This is a genomic window from Geodermatophilus maliterrae (assembly GCF_041018925.1).
GTDB lineage: Bacteria > Actinomycetota > Actinomycetes > Mycobacteriales > Geodermatophilaceae > Geodermatophilus > Geodermatophilus maliterrae.
In genome coordinates this window covers 17,084-30,544 of the sequence record NZ_JBFNXQ010000064.1, presented here as the reverse complement: position 1 = coordinate 30,544, position 13,461 = coordinate 17,084, and the positions used below count along the sequence as shown (strand labels likewise).

At 75.8% G+C, this 13,461-nt stretch carries 15 protein-coding genes; 11 read left to right on the top strand and 4 right to left on the bottom strand.

Translation table 11 applies throughout. From position 1 onward, the window contains the following. From ABQ292_RS18020 to ABQ292_RS17985, 8 genes are all read left to right on the top strand, one after another. On the top strand, nt 1-739 hold a 739-nt coding region (locus tag ABQ292_RS18020; RefSeq protein ID WP_369208913.1), incomplete at its 5' end, for a DUF881 domain-containing protein. 3 nt (nt 740-742) lie between these two features. Continuing rightward, nucleotides 743-1,075, top strand: coding sequence for a small basic family protein (locus ABQ292_RS18015; RefSeq protein ID WP_369208911.1), 333 nt, complete (start codon nt 743-745; stop codon nt 1,073-1,075). A gap of 77 nt (nt 1,076-1,152) precedes the next feature. Beyond that, nucleotides 1,153-2,013: a DUF881 domain-containing protein gene (locus ABQ292_RS18010; RefSeq protein ID WP_369208909.1), complete on the top strand. Its 861-nt coding sequence runs from the start codon at nt 1,153-1,155 to the stop codon at nt 2,011-2,013. A gap of 80 nt (nt 2,014-2,093) precedes the next feature. After that, nucleotides 2,094-2,501: a glycine cleavage system protein GcvH gene (gene gcvH / locus ABQ292_RS18005; protein WP_369208907.1), complete on the top strand. Its 408-nt coding sequence runs from the start codon at nt 2,094-2,096 to the stop codon at nt 2,499-2,501. 262 nt (nt 2,502-2,763) lie between these two features. Further along, entirely contained in the window at nt 2,764-3,282 is a 519-nt protein-coding gene (gene odhI / locus ABQ292_RS18000) for an oxoglutarate dehydrogenase inhibitor Odhl (RefSeq protein ID WP_369208905.1), read from the top strand. A 4-nt stretch (nt 3,283-3,286) separates the two neighbouring features. Further along, a complete protein-coding gene (gene ftsR / locus ABQ292_RS17995) occupies nt 3,287-4,048 on the top strand; it encodes a transcriptional regulator FtsR (RefSeq protein WP_369208903.1) in 762 nt (253 codons plus the stop codon). A gap of 92 nt (nt 4,049-4,140) precedes the next feature. Next, nucleotides 4,141-4,626 carry a bifunctional nuclease family protein gene (locus tag ABQ292_RS17990; protein WP_369208901.1) on the top strand — a complete coding sequence of 162 codons (486 nt, stop codon included), beginning with the start codon at nt 4,141-4,143 and terminating at the stop codon, nt 4,624-4,626. A 295-nt stretch (nt 4,627-4,921) separates the two neighbouring features. Continuing rightward, a complete protein-coding gene (locus ABQ292_RS17985; RefSeq protein ID WP_438940605.1) occupies nt 4,922-5,497 on the top strand; it encodes a MerR family transcriptional regulator in 576 nt (191 codons plus the stop codon). 140 nt (nt 5,498-5,637) lie between these two features. Here the strand turns inward: ABQ292_RS17985 and ABQ292_RS17980 are convergent, their stop codons facing one another. Next, a complete protein-coding gene (locus ABQ292_RS17980; protein ID WP_369208899.1) occupies nt 5,638-6,189 on the bottom strand; it encodes a VOC family protein in 552 nt (183 codons plus the stop codon). Nucleotides 6,190-6,323: 134 nt separating this feature from the next. Here ABQ292_RS17980 and ABQ292_RS17975 point away from each other — a divergent pair, with 134 nt between their 5' ends. After that, the gene (locus ABQ292_RS17975) at nt 6,324-7,313 is read left to right on the top strand and encodes an AraC family transcriptional regulator (protein WP_369208897.1); all 990 of its coding nucleotides are present in this window, start codon (nt 6,324-6,326) and stop codon (nt 7,311-7,313) included. A 10-nt stretch (nt 7,314-7,323) separates the two neighbouring features. Beyond that, nucleotides 7,324-10,314 carry an aminomethyl-transferring glycine dehydrogenase gene (gene gcvP, locus ABQ292_RS17970; RefSeq protein ID WP_369208895.1) on the top strand — a complete coding sequence of 997 codons (2,991 nt, stop codon included), beginning with the start codon at nt 7,324-7,326 and terminating at the stop codon, nt 10,312-10,314. Between the two features lie 60 nt (nt 10,315-10,374). On the opposite strand, the gene ABQ292_RS17965 is transcribed toward gcvP, so the two are convergent. Beyond that, nucleotides 10,375-11,010, bottom strand: coding sequence for a DUF5701 family protein (locus ABQ292_RS17965; protein ID WP_369208893.1), 636 nt, complete (start codon nt 11,008-11,010; stop codon nt 10,375-10,377). Nucleotides 11,011-11,126: 116 nt separating this feature from the next. Between ABQ292_RS17965 and ABQ292_RS17960 the strand changes: the two genes are divergently transcribed. After that, nucleotides 11,127-11,900: a hypothetical protein gene (locus ABQ292_RS17960; protein ID WP_369208891.1), complete on the top strand. Its 774-nt coding sequence runs from the start codon at nt 11,127-11,129 to the stop codon at nt 11,898-11,900. A gap of 115 nt (nt 11,901-12,015) precedes the next feature. Here ABQ292_RS17960 and ABQ292_RS17955 read toward each other — a convergent pair whose 3' ends face one another. Both ABQ292_RS17955 and coaA read right to left on the bottom strand, forming a co-directional pair. Then, complete coding sequence (locus ABQ292_RS17955; RefSeq protein ID WP_369208889.1) at nt 12,016-12,219, bottom strand: DUF5999 family protein; 204 nt, start codon at nt 12,217-12,219, stop codon at nt 12,016-12,018. 261 nt (nt 12,220-12,480) lie between these two features. Beyond that, on the bottom strand, nt 12,481-13,443 hold the full coding sequence (gene coaA / locus ABQ292_RS17950; protein WP_369208887.1) for a type I pantothenate kinase: 963 nt from the start codon (nt 13,441-13,443) through the stop codon (nt 12,481-12,483). Nucleotides 13,444-13,461 lie beyond the last annotated feature (18 nt).

Here is a 13,461-nt window from a genome sequence, read left to right as displayed (position 1 = left end):
GCTGACCATGGGCGCGGCCGGCCTGCTCGCCGCCGTCACCTACGACCAGGCCGCGTCCAGCGAGGAGGGCCGCGAGGGGGTCCGCACGGCGCTGATCGGGGAGATCCAGACCCAGTCCGAGGTCACCGACGACCTCGCCGCCGAGCTCGAGTCCCTGCGCGGGCAGACGGCCGACGCGGGGGAGGCGGCGCTGGCCGCCAGCGCCGAGGGCCAGCGCGCCATCGACGACCTGGACGCCGCCGAGCAGGCCGCCGGCCTCGTCGCGGTGACCGGTCCGGGGCTGCTGGTCACCCTGGCCAACGCCGAGGCCGACGCCGACGCCGACCCGGTGGGCGGCGCCGAGGAGGACACCCGCGGCCGGGTGCAGGACGGCGACCTGCAGCTGGTGGTCAACGCGCTGTGGGCCGCCGGCGCCGAGGCGGTCGCCATCAACGGCCAGCGGCTGGGCCCGACCACCGCCATCCGCTTCGCCGGGGAGGCGGTCCTCGTGGACTTCCGGCCGGTCGCCAACCCCTACGAGATCAACGCCATCGGGGACCCGGACGAGCTCCGGTCGCGGTTCCTGGCCAGCCCCGAGGTCAACGCCCTGGCCGTCATCTCGGAGTCCTTCGGCCTGCGTTTCGAGTTCGCCCAGGAGGACGAGCTGTCCGTGCCCGCCGGGGGAGTCCCCGAGCTGCGATCCGCCGTCCCCTCCGCCGGCCGGCCGGCGGAGGCCGCCGCCACGGGGACGGGGGGCTGACCGGTGCTCCCCGTCCTCGGCCTGGCGGTCGGCATCGCCCTCGGCCTGTTCTTCGACCCGACCGTGCCGCTGTGGCTGCAGCCCTACCTGCCCATCGCCGTGGTGGCCGCCCTCGACGCGGTCTTCGGTGGCGCCCGGGCCCGGCTCGACGGGATCTTCGACGCCAAGGTGTTCGTCGTCTCGTTCGTGTCGAACGTCGTCGTCGCCGCGCTGATCGTCTTCCTCGGCGACCAGCTCGGGGTGGGCGCGCAGCTGTCGACGGCGGTCGTCGTCGTCCTCGGCATCCGCATCTTCGGCAACGCCGCGGCCATCCGCCGGCACCTGTTCCGGGCGTGAGCGACGACCCGCGTCCCGCTGAGGACGCCGAGCAGCCCCGGCCGGCCGCGGAGGAGAGGCCGGCGGAGGAGCCGCGCGTGCAGGAGTCCGCTGCGGGGGCGCCCACCGCCGGTGCGGCGGCCGAGAGCGCCGGCACCGAGGAGCCTCCCGCCGAGCCCGCGACCGGGTACCCCGCCACCGGCCGACCCGCGCCCGCCGAGCGCGCCACCGAGGAGCCGGGGGCCGGTGTCCTGCCGCCCGGGCCGGGCCGGCGCCGCCAGCGCCGGGTGGCGAGCGCGCTGATCGCCGTCCTCACCGTGCTGCTCGGCTTCGCCATCGCCGTGCAGGTGCGCAGCACCGGCACCGGCCAGACCCTCGAGGGCGCCCGCGAGGAGGAGCTGGTCGCCATCCTCGACGGCCTCGACGCCCAGGAGGCCCGGCTGCGTCAGCAGATCGCCGACCAGCGCGCGGCCCTGCGGGAGCTGTCGGACACCGACAGCCGTTCCGCTGCCGCCCTGGAGAACGCCGCCGAGCGCGCCGAGGCCCTCGCGATCCTCAACGGGACCGTCGCCGCCGAGGGCCCCGGCCTGGTCATGACCATCCGCGACCCCGAGGGGCAGGTGCGCGTCGCCGACCTGCTCGACGCGATCCAGGAGCTGCGCGGCGCCGGTGCGGAGACCCTGCAGATCGACGGTGTCCGGGTGGGCGTGTCCACCGCCGTCACCGGTGTGCCGGGCGAGCTGCGGATCGACGGCCGGCCGGTCACCGACCCCTACGAGGTCGTCGTCATCGGTTCGCCGCCGGACCTGCAGACGGCGATGGGCATCCCCGGCGGCGTGGTCGACCGGGTCGGCCGGCAGGGCGGCACCGTCGACATCGAGCAGCGCGACCGGGTCGTCGTCGACGCGTTGCGGCCCCTGGACGAGCCTCAATACGCTCAGCCGCAGTCCGACGACTGACGAAGGACCCCCTGCTCCACGTCTCGCCGGCGCTCGGCGGGCCCCTGCAGGGGGCCGTGGAACGCTGGGAGACCTGCCGCATGACGACCACCCCTGACGACCGCCGCTACACCGACCAGCACGAGTGGGCGCTCGTGCAGGGGACCGAGGGAGCGGGGACGGTCGTCCGGGTGGGCATCACCGACCACGCGCAGGACGCCCTGGGCGACATCGTGTTCGTGCAGCTGCCCGGGGTGGGGGAGGAGGTGACCCCGGGCAACCCGATCGGCGAGGTGGAGTCGACGAAGTCGGTCTCCGACGTCTACTCACCGGTGGCCGGGGTCGTCTCGGCGGTCAACGAGGTGCTCGGCGACACCCCCGAGACGGTCAACGCCGACCCCTACGGCGCGGGCTGGCTGGTCGAGATCACCGTGACCGGGGACGACGGCGACCCGACCGCCGACCTGCTCGACGCGGCCGCCTACCAGGCGCTCGTCGACGCGTCCTGACCGCCCCCGGGTCCCCCGGCCCGCCTGGGGCGGTGCCTATGCTGCCCCTCGGGAACCGGCCCCGGCCGGCTCGCTGGGACAGCTGTGACGTCGCCTCGACGCCCGGTTGACCCTCGGGACGACCGCTGGTTCCATGACCAACGGCCCGCCGTGCCCGGCACGGCGGCCGACCCACGACGGACTGCCCGGTCCGTCGTCCGCCGGCCGCCCGCGGCAGACCCCCTCGCCCGCGGCGGTGCCCCCTGCACCGGAGGAGACAGACGTGCACTGCACTCGCTGTGGCCACGACAACCCCGAGGGCAGTCGCTTCTGCGCGCAGTGCGGCGCCGCCCTCTCCCAGGAGCGCATGGGCGAGTCGACCAGCGTCATCCCGAAGGTCGGCGGCGAGGACTCCGGCGAGGTCCCCGAGGTCTCCGAGCCGGCCGCCGACGCGCACATCGGCGCCGTCGAGTCGCTGCCGGCCGGGTCGGCCCTGCTGGTCGTCAAGCGCGGTCCCAACGCCGGCAGCCGCTTCCTGCTCGACCAGGACGTCACCACCGCCGGGCGCCACCCCGACAGCGACATCTTCCTCGACGACGTGACCGTCAGCCGCCGGCACGTGGAGTTCCACCGCGAGGGCGGCGGCTTCTCCGTGCACGACGTGGGCAGCCTCAACGGCACCTACGTCAACCGCGAGCCGGTCGACGTCGCCACCCTGGCCGGCGGTGACGAGGTGCAGATCGGCAAGTTCCGGCTCGTCTACCTGACCGGCCCCCGCACCGGCGAGCCCGCCGCCCGCTGAGCCGGTGCCCGGAGCGCGCGCCAGCGCGTCCGGGGACGACGCCGCCGGCGTGCACGCCGCCCGCCTGACCATCGGCGCGGTGCTGGCCGCCCTCCGCGACGACTTCCCGGACGTGACGATCAGCAAGATCCGCTACCTGGAGAGCGAGGACCTGGTCCACCCGCAGCGGACGCCGTCGGGGTACCGGAAGTTCTCGCGGGCCGACGTCGACCGGCTGCGGTACGTGCTGACCGCGCAGCGGGACCACTACCTCCCGCTGCGCGTCATCAAGGAGCACCTCGACGCGCTCGACCGCGGGCTGCCGCTGCCGGGCACCGGCCCCGCGCCGCCGCCGCCGGCGCGGGAGCCGGACCGGTCGGTGCAGGAACCGGACGGTGAGCCGGCGGAGGCCGTCGTCCCCCCGCTGACGCCCGACGAGTTCGCGCGCGCCGCGGGCCTGGACCGCGACCAGCTGGCCGACTGCGTGCAGTTCGGGCTGCTGGTGCCCGACGCCGAGGGGCGTCACCCGGCCGGCGACCTGCCCATCGCGCAGGCCGCCGCGGGCCTGGCCCGCCACGGCTTCGAGCCGCGCCACCTGCGGGCGTTCCGCACCGGCGCCGAGCGGGAGGCGGGACTGGTCGAGCAGCTGGTCGCGCCGGTCCTGCGGTCCCGCTCGGAGGACGCCCGGGCCCGCGCCACGGAGAAGCTGGCGGAGCTCGCGGCGCTGTCGGCGCAGCTGCACCGGGCACTGCTCGAGGCACGCCTCCGGGACCTCCTGCGCCCATGAGTCCGGCGTACGGTGGAGGCGCTGCCGGACCGGCCGCCCCGCGGTCCCGCCCCGGCGCCCACCCGTACCGCCGCAGCTGAGGGAGCAACACCGTGCAGGAACTCAGAGTCGTCGGGGTCCGGGTCGAGCTGCCCGGCAACCAGCCGATCCTGCTGCTGAAGGAGACGCAGGGGGAGCGCTACCTCCCCATCTGGATCGGTGCGGTGGAGGCCGCCGCGATCGCCTTCGAGCAGCAGGGCGTGCGTCCCGCGCGGCCGATGACCCACGACCTGCTGCGCGAGGTCGTGCGCGCCCTGGGGGCCGAGCTCGAGGCGGTCAACATCACCGAGATGCGCGACGGCATCTACATCGCCGAGCTGGTGTTCGGCGACGACCGGGTGGTCAGCGCCCGGCCGTCGGACGCCGTCGCCCTCGCCGTCCGCACCGGTGCGCCGATCTACGGTGCCGAGGACCTGCTCGACGAGGTCGGGATCGAGATCCCCGACGAGCAGGAGGACGAGGTCGAGAAGTTCCGCGAGTTCCTCGACCAGATCTCGCCCGAGGACTTCGGCGCCGGGTCCGGTTCCGGCGGGGCGTGAGCCCCGCGGGGCGGCGCCCCGGTGGTGCTCCGGGCGGGAACGCCCGGGACGGCTGGGACCCCACCCGCCTCGTCCGTCACACACGCCCCGATCCGCGTGCCTCGGGTGCACGCCGGTGCCGGGAGTGCCGATACCACCCCCTCGGGGTCAGTGGGGCGACACGCCGCCCAGGTCAGTTGACCGCCCTGGGGGCCCGGCTTACCGTCGCGGACGACACCGGTGTTGCTCCTGTGATCACGCAGACGACGCCGGACGACCGCCGCGCCCGTGGCGGGACGCGAAGGAGGACGCTGACGTGAGCGACCAGAGCGAGGGCTCCCAGGGTCAGCTCTTCAGCGACGCCGCCGTGGGTGCGACGGACTACGACGAGGTCGACAGCGACCTGGTCGGGTACCGCGGCCCCACGGCGTGTGCCGCCGCCGGGATCACCTACCGCCAGCTGGACTACTGGGCCCGTACCGGCCTGGTCGCCCCCTCGGTCCGCAGTGCGACCGGGTCGGGCACCCAGCGGCTCTACTCGTTCCGCGACATCCTGGTCCTCAAGGTGGTCAAGCGACTGCTGGACACCGGGGTCTCGCTGCAGAACATCCGCAAGGCCGTCGACCACCTGCGCAACCGCGGCATCAAGGACCTCGCCAACGTCACGCTGTTCTCCGACGGGGCGACGGTCTACGAGTGCACCTCGGCCGAGGAGGTCGTCGACCTGCTGGCCGGCGGGCAGGGGGTGTTCGGCATCGCGGTCTCCGGCGCGCTGCGCGAGCTCTCCGGTGAGCTGGCCGAGCTGCCCGCCGAGCGTCTCGACGGCGCGCCGCTGCACGCCGCCGAGGACGAGCTGTCGACGCGCCGCCGCCGCCGGGCCGCCACCGCCTGAGCGAGGACCCTCCTGCCCCCGCGCCGCGCAGTCCCGCGCGGTCGGCAGGAGGGCCGTCCCACACGTCCCGGAGGGGGCGTCCCGCACCCGCGGGGCGCCCCCTCGCCGCGTCCGTGCAGCGAACTGTCCGGGGTACCGCGTCAGGGCCGCGCCGCGGCCAGGGCGAGCCGCGGCTCGGTGTAGAGCTCCGGGTCCCCCGCCGCGGTGGCGCGGACGCCGAGGAAGGTCTGCGGGCCGGCCGCGTCGTGCACCACGCGCAGCGCGATGCCGTCCGGGTCGAGGAACTCGGTCCACGTGCCGTCGGCGTGCCGGCCACTGGTCCAGGCGATGCCGAGCGCGTCGGCGCGTGCCCGCACCCGGCCGGCCGCGGCCGCGTCGACGGCCTCGACGATCACGGGGTGCTCGCCGCGCAGGTCCGCCCGGCCCGCGGTGGTCGAGCGCAGCCGCAGCGCGATCACGTAGTGCGCCGACCAGTCGGCCAGCGCGCAGCCGGTGACCCGCTGCTCGTCGCCGAACTCGCGGACGTAGGCGAGGCCGAGCAGGTCGCGGTACCAGGCCGCGCTCCGTGCGAGGTCGCTGACCGGCACGGCGACGACGACGATGCCCGTCACGTCCTTCGGGCGGTCATCCGGGGTCGTCCGGCCGGTCGGGGCGGTCCGGTCGAGGGTCGTCACGGTGTCGAGGGTCGTCATGGTCCTGTCCTCCTGCTCCGGTGGCTGGTGCTCATGGGCATGGACGCTAGGGAGGCGCGCGGGCACGATCCACGTGCCGCCGTCTCGCGTTCTCCTCCATCCGTCTCGCGGTGGCGACCCGGCGGGGTGTGACCGTGGACCTGCTCAGCTCGGTGCTCCGGGAGGTGCGGCTGGAGAGCGCCGCCTACCGGCTGCTGGAGCTGCGCGCGCCCTGGCGGCTGCGCTTCGACGGCGGCCTGCGGGGCGTGCACGTGGTCGCGTGCGGCCGGTGCGTCCTCCGGCTCGACGGCGAGCCGCCGCGCGACCTGGGGGCCGGTGACCTCGTCGTCCTGCCGCAGGCCGACGCCCACGAGCTCGGGTCCGTCGGCTCGGCCGGCCGGCCCGCCCTGTCGAGCCTGGACCTGGCCCGCCGGACGCCGGGCACCCGGCTGGCGGCCGGGGGCGCCGGCGAGCTCACCACCGTCGTCTGCGGGGCCTTCACCTTCGGCGACGGGGACCACCCGGCGGTCGCCGGGTTCCCGCGCTGCGTCCACGTCCCCGCCGTGGACGGGCAGCCGCCCGGGTGGGTGGCGGGGGTGACCGGTGCCCTGCTCGCCGAGGCGCGCGACGGCGGGCCGGGCAGCGAGGTGGTCATGGCGCGGCTGTCCGACGCGCTGGTCACCCGGGCGCTGCGCCACCACCTGCAGACCGCCGACGAGCCGGGCTGGCTGCGCGGGCTGCACGACCCGCACGTCGCCCGGGCGCTGGCGGCGGTGCACGCCGACCTCGCCGCGCCGTGGACGGTGTCCGCGCTCGCCCGCGCGGCGGGCCTGTCCCGGGCCGCGTTCGCGAGGCGGTTCACCGCGACGGTCGGGCAGCCGCCGATGCAGTACCTGTACGGCACCCGCATGCGCCGGGCGATGACCCTGCTCCGCGCGGAGCACGCGACCGCGGCGGGGGTCGCCTCCCGGGTCGGGTACGCGTCGGAGGCGTCCTTCGCGGTGGCCTTCACCCGGCACACCGGCTGTCCGCCCGGGGCCTGGCGGCGGCGGTCCCGGAGCCGTACCGCCGCGGCCGGGGCCGGCCCCCCGTCGTCCCCTGCGCCGCCGGTCACGGCGGAGGGGGCGCTGGCGCGCCGCTGGTAGCGTCGCGGTAATGGCGGACGCTGCTGCTGGCCCCCTCCCGTCGCTCCGATCCCTGCAGCCCGCGGGCTCCTTCGCCGGCCGGCACATCGGCCCGCGCGCAGGTGAGACCGACGCGATGCTCGAGACGGTCGGGCACCCCTCGCTGGAGTCGCTGGTCGACGCCTGCGTGCCCGAGCCGGTCCGCGACCGCGACGCGCTGAGCCTGCCACCGGCCGCCGACGAGGCCGCCGTCCTCGCGGAGCTGCGCGAGCGGGCCGCCGCCAACGAGGTGTTCACCTCGATGATCGGGCTGGGCTACTCCGGCACGCACACCCCGGCGGTGATCCAGCGCAACGTCCTGGAGAACCCCGCCTGGTACACCGCCTACACGCCCTACCAGCCCGAGATCAGCCAGGGCCGGCTCGAGGCGCTGCTGAACTTCCAGACGATGGTCGCCGACCTCACCGGCCTATCCGTCGCCGGCGCCTCGATGCTCGACGAGGCCACCGCGGCCGCCGAGGCGATGACCCTGGTCCGCCGGGCCGGCCGCGCGAAGCCCGGCGCGGTGTTCGTCGTCGACGCCGACACGCTGCCGCAGACCCTGGCGGTGCTGCGGACGCGCGCCGAGCCCCTGGGCATCGGCCTGCACGTCACCGACCTGTCCGGCGGCTGGCCCACCGACCTGCCCGAGGCCGGCGCGTTCGGCGTCCTGCTGTCCTACCCGGGGGCCAGCGGCGTGGTGCGCGACCACCGGGCGCTGGCCGAGGCCGCGCACGCGGCGGGCGCGTCGGTCGTCGTGGCCGCCGACGTCCTGGCGCTGACGCTGCTCGAGGCGCCGGGGGAGTGGGGCGCCGACGTGGCCTGCGGCAGCACGCAGCGCTTCGGCGTCCCCCTGGGCTACGGCGGCCCGCACGCCGGCTACCTGTCGGTGCGCGAGGGCCTGGCCCGCCAGCTGCCCGGCCGGCTGGTCGGGGTCTCGGTGGACGCCGACGGCGACGTCGCCTACCGGCTGGCGCTGCAGACCCGCGAGCAACACATCCGCCGCGAGAAGGCGACCAGCAACATCTGTACCGCGCAGGTGCTGCTCGCGGTCATGGCCGGGGCCTACGCCGTCTACCACGGGCCCGAGGGGCTGGCCGCGATCGCCGCCCGCGTGCACCGCAGCGCGCTGGCGCTGGCCGGGTGGCTGCGGGCCGGCGGCGTCGACGTCGTCGACGGCGCCTTCTTCGACACCGTGCAGGCGCGCGTGCCCGCCCGGGCCGACGCGGTGGTCGCGGCCGCCGCGGCCCGGCGGGTGAACCTGCGCCGGGTGGACGCCGACACCGTCGCCGTCGCCTGCGACGAGACGACGACGCCCGAGGTGCTGCGCCTGGTCGCCGAGGCCTTCGGCGTGCCCGCCGACGACGCCGCCCTCGACGACGACGGCCCCCACGCGCTGCCCGAGGGCCTCCGCCGGCGCACGCCCTACCTGACCCACCCGGTCTTCTCCGCGCACCGCTCGGAGACGGCGATGATGCGCTACCTGCGCTCGCTGTCGGACAAGGACCTGGCGCTGGACCGCACGATGATCCCGCTGGGCTCGTGCACCATGAAGCTCAACTCGGCCGTGGAGATGGCCGCGATCAGCTGGCCGGAGTTCGCCGGGCTGCACCCCTTCGCCCCGGCCGAGCAGGCCCGCGGCTACCGGCAGCTGATCGACGAGCTGTGCACCTGGCTGGCCGAGATCACCGGCTACGCCGCCGTCAGCGTGCAGCCCAACGCCGGGTCGCAGGGGGAGTTCGCCGGGCTGCTGGCCATCCGCGGCTATCACGCCTCCCGCGGTGAGCAGCACCGCGACGTCTGTCTGATCCCCAGCTCCGCGCACGGCACCAACGCCGCCAGCGCGGTGATGGCCGGCATGCGCGTGGTCGTGGTGGCCTGCGACGAGGCCGGCAACGTCGACGTCACCGACCTGCGCGGGAAGATCGACCAGCACGCCGACCGGCTGGCCGCGATCATGATCACCTACCCGTCGACGCACGGGGTGTTCGAGACCGAGATCCGCGACATCTGCGCCGCGGTGCACGACGCCGGTGGCCAGGTCTACGTCGACGGCGCCAACCTCAACGCGATGGTCGGGCTGGCCCGGCCGGGCCGGTTCGGCTCCGACGTCAGCCACCTCAACCTGCACAAGACCTTCTGCATCCCGCACGGCGGCGGCGGGCCCGGCGTCGGCCCGATCGGCGTCCGCGAGCACCTGGTGCCCTTCCTGCCGGGCCACCCACTCGCCGACACCGGCGGCACGGGCCCGGCGGTGTCGGGGGCGCCGTGGGGGTCGGCCGGGATCCTGCCGATCTCGTGGGCCTACCTGCGGCTGATGGGTCCCGACGGGCTGCGGCGGGCCACCGAGCACGCCGTCCTCGGCGCCAACTACCTCGCCGCCCGGCTGCGCGAGCACTACCCGGTGCTCTACACCGGCGCCGGCGGGCTGGTCGCCCACGAGTGCATCCTCGACATCCGCCCGCTCACCAAGGCCACCGGCATCACCAACGACGACGTCGCCAAGCGGCTGGTCGACTTCGGCTTCCACGCCCCGACGATGAGCTTCCCCGTGGCCGGCACGCTGATGGTGGAGCCCACCGAGAGCGAGGACAAGGCCGAGCTCGACCGGTTCGTCGAGGCGATGGTGACCATCCGCGCGGAGATCGCGAAGGTGGCCTCCGGCGAGTACGACCGCGAGGACAACCCGCTGCGCAACGCCCCGCACACCCTGTCGATGCTCGCCGGGAAGTGGGACCGCCCCTACACCCGCGAGGAGGCGGTCTACCCCGCCCCGGCGCTCACGGGGCGGACCTACCTCGCGCCGGTGCGGCGGATCGACCAGGCCTACGGCGACCGCAACCTGGTCTGCTCCTGCCCGCCGCCGGAGGCCTTCGCCGAGCCCGAGCCGGCCCCGGCGCCCGAGGCGCACGTGCCCGACCGCGGCCAGGGCGCCCCCGACGACCTCGGTACCGCGGCGGACGTGGTGGGCGCCTCGGCCTGAGGAAGGACCCCCTGGGGAAGGACCCCCTGAGGAAGGACCCGGGCCGGGGACGGGAGCGCGTCAGGGGAGGGGCGTGCGGCCCGACGCCGAGGCGATGCCGAGCCAGGTGTGCCGGTTGCCGGCCCAGCACCAGCCCACCTTGGGGCTGTCCCGGCGCTCCCGGCCGTCGCGACCGGTGCCGTTGCTGATCCACAGCGCCGGCGTGCGGGCGTCCAGCGACCCGTTCGCCCGCCGCAACCGGGAGCCGACGGTCATCGTGCAGGCGTTGCGCTCGAGCAGCTCCGGGCACTGCAGCAGCCAGGTCAGGCCCTCGGCCAGGGTCAGCGGTGCCCGGCCGGCCGCGCGGATCCGCGGCAGCGCCTCGTCCGGCGTGCAGTTGCGGTAGGGGTCCCCGCGGTCGGGCTCGTGCAGCAGGTACACCGGGGACGGCGCGACGGCGTCCGCGACGGGGGCGAAGTCGTCGAGGTCGGTCATGTCCACGACGACGAACGCCGGCCGGTCCCGCCAGCGGACGTGGGGCACCAGCGCCGAGGGCGGCACGAGGTCGGCCGCCAGCACCACGAGCCCGTCGCCGGCCGCGGCGGCTGCCTCCCGCAGCCGCGCCGCGGTGATCCCGGCGCGTTCGTGCAGGCCGAGGGCCTCCAGCCGCGCGACCTGGTCGGCGGGGGAGGGGAGGGAGAGCGAGAGGGTCGGCACGGGGCACCTCCGGCGGGACGGCGAGCGGCGGACCGTCCCCCAACGGCCGGGCGCCCGCCGTGGTTCCGACCCCGCGGCCGGTCGACGGACCGGCGGCCGCGGGGGACGATCGCCTCATGACGGCGAGGGTGCGACGGGGACGGGTCCGGACGGCGGGGGCGGCGGCGCTGGCGGCCGGTGCGGTGCTGACGGCGGGGTGCGCGGACGCGGGGGAGCCGGCGAGCCCGGTCAGCCCTGCGGCGGCGACGGAGTCGGCCTCCCCGGGGACGGCCGGGTCGACCGACGGGCTGCGCGAGGCCCTGCTGCCGGCCTCGGCCTTCGGCGCCGACGCCACCGTCGTCGGCCTCACCCTGGAACAGATGGGTGCCGGCGGCCTCCCCGACTGGTCGGGGGACTGGTCGACCGGACTCCCGGACGACGTCACGGTCGACCCGCCGCTGTGCGGCGCCGCTCTGGGCGCGCTGTCCGGGCTCCCCGGTGGGGCGGAGGCGGGCGGGACCGCGCCGGTGCTGGCGGCCCAGGCCGCGCTCGGGGACCGGCTGCGCACGGTGCAGGTGCTCGCCGAGTCCCCGGAGCTCGAGGGCCTGCAGCTGCCGGTCGACCAGCTGCTCGCCGCGTGCTCGTCGGTCACGGTGAGCGGGCCGCAGGGGGAGCGCACCACCGTCGACCTCGTGGAGCTGGACGTCGCGCAGCTGGGCGACCGGAGCGCCGCGCTGCAGGTGACCGTCAGCCGGGGGAACGAGGAGGCGGTGACCGCGCTCGTCGGCGTCGTCGTCACCGGGGACCGCGGGCTGCTGCTCGCGCAGACCGCCGCGCCGGACGGGCCGGCGCCCGACGCGGCCGCCTTCACCGCCCTGCTGGGCGACGCGGCGGAGGCCGCCGCCGGCTGAGCCGCCGGCCCTCCTGCAGACCCCCGCCGCGAGCCTGCGAGGGGCGGGGGGCAGTGGAAGGACCTCGTCCTGCCCACCCCTCGCGAGCTCGGGGCGGTGCCCGGGACGGGGCCGCTCAGGCGGAGACGAGCCCCGCGGTCCGCCACTGGTGGTGCGAGTCGACGGCCCGGCCGTCGGGGAGCAGCTCGCCGTCGTCGTCGAAGAGGACGACGCCGTTGCAGAGCAGGCTCCAGCCCTGCTCGGGGTGGCTGCTCACGACGGCGGCGAGGTCACGCGCGTCGCTGGTGGCATCGGGACAGGGGGTGGTGTGTGCGCACATCAGGATCGACTCCCGATCGGCCCGGCGGGGAGGCCGGGGTTACTAACAGTAAGTGTCCGACTACCGGACCGCTCCGAGTGTGCGCCTGTTGACGGGAATCGTCAGGTGACGAACCTCACCAGCTCACCCCTTCGGGTCGTCAGCACCTGCCATGGCGAGCCCTCGCGCGAGAGCGCACCATGCCGCGCTCCGTCCGTATGTCCGTTATCCCTAACTCAACGCCGTCGTCCGCGCGGTGGACAGCCGCAGCAAGGGGAGGGGTCACAGTTTCCGGAGCAGCACGCGGCGCACCGAGTGGTCGGCGGCCTTCTGCAGCACCAGGCGGGCCCGCGAGCGGGTCGGCGCGATGTTGCTGCGCAGGTTCGGGCCGTTGACCGCGGCCCAGATCGACAGCGCGGTGGCGCGGGCGTCGTCGTCGCTGAGGTCGGCGTAGCGGTGGAAGTAGGCGGTGCTGTCGGCGAACGCCGTCCGCCGCAGCGCGAGGAAGCGCTCGACGTACCACTGCTGGACGTCGGTCTCGGCGGCGTCGACGTACACCGAGAAGTCGAAGAAGTCCGACAGGAACACCTCGGGCACCCGCCCGTCGTCGCGGCGGCCGGCCTGCAGCACGTTGAGCCCCTCGAGCACGAGGATGTCGGGCCGGTCGACCACCTGCCGCTGCCTGGGCAGCACGTCGTAGTACTGGTGGGAGTAGACCGGTGCGCTGACCTCGCCGCGACCGGACTTCACGTCGGCGAGGAAGCGGATCAGCGCGCGCCGGTCGTAGCTCTCCGGGAAGCCCTTGTGCGCCATCAGCCCGCGCTGCTCGAGCACCGCGTTGGGCCACAGGAACCCGTCGGTGGTGACCAGGTCGACGCGGGGGGAGCCGGGGGAGGCGGCCAGCAGGGTCTGCAGCAGGCGGGCGGTGGTGCTCTTGCCGACGGCGACGCTGCCGGCGACGGCGATGACGTAGGGCACCTTGGCCGTGGCGTCGCCGAGGAACCGGCTCTGCGCCGCCCAGAGCCGCTGGCTGGCGGTCACGTGCAGGGCGAGCAGCTCGGCCAGCGGCAGGTAGACGGTGGCGACCTCGTCGAGGTCGATGCGGTCGCCGAGGCTGCGCAGGGCACGCAGGTCGGCCTCGTCCAGCGGCAGGGTGCGGTTGCCCGCGAGCGCTCTCCAGGCGTCCCGGTCGAACGCCGCGTAGGGCGAGATCTGCGGGCGGGTCCCTGCCGTCACACGGTCCATCGTGCCGCCCGCCGTCCG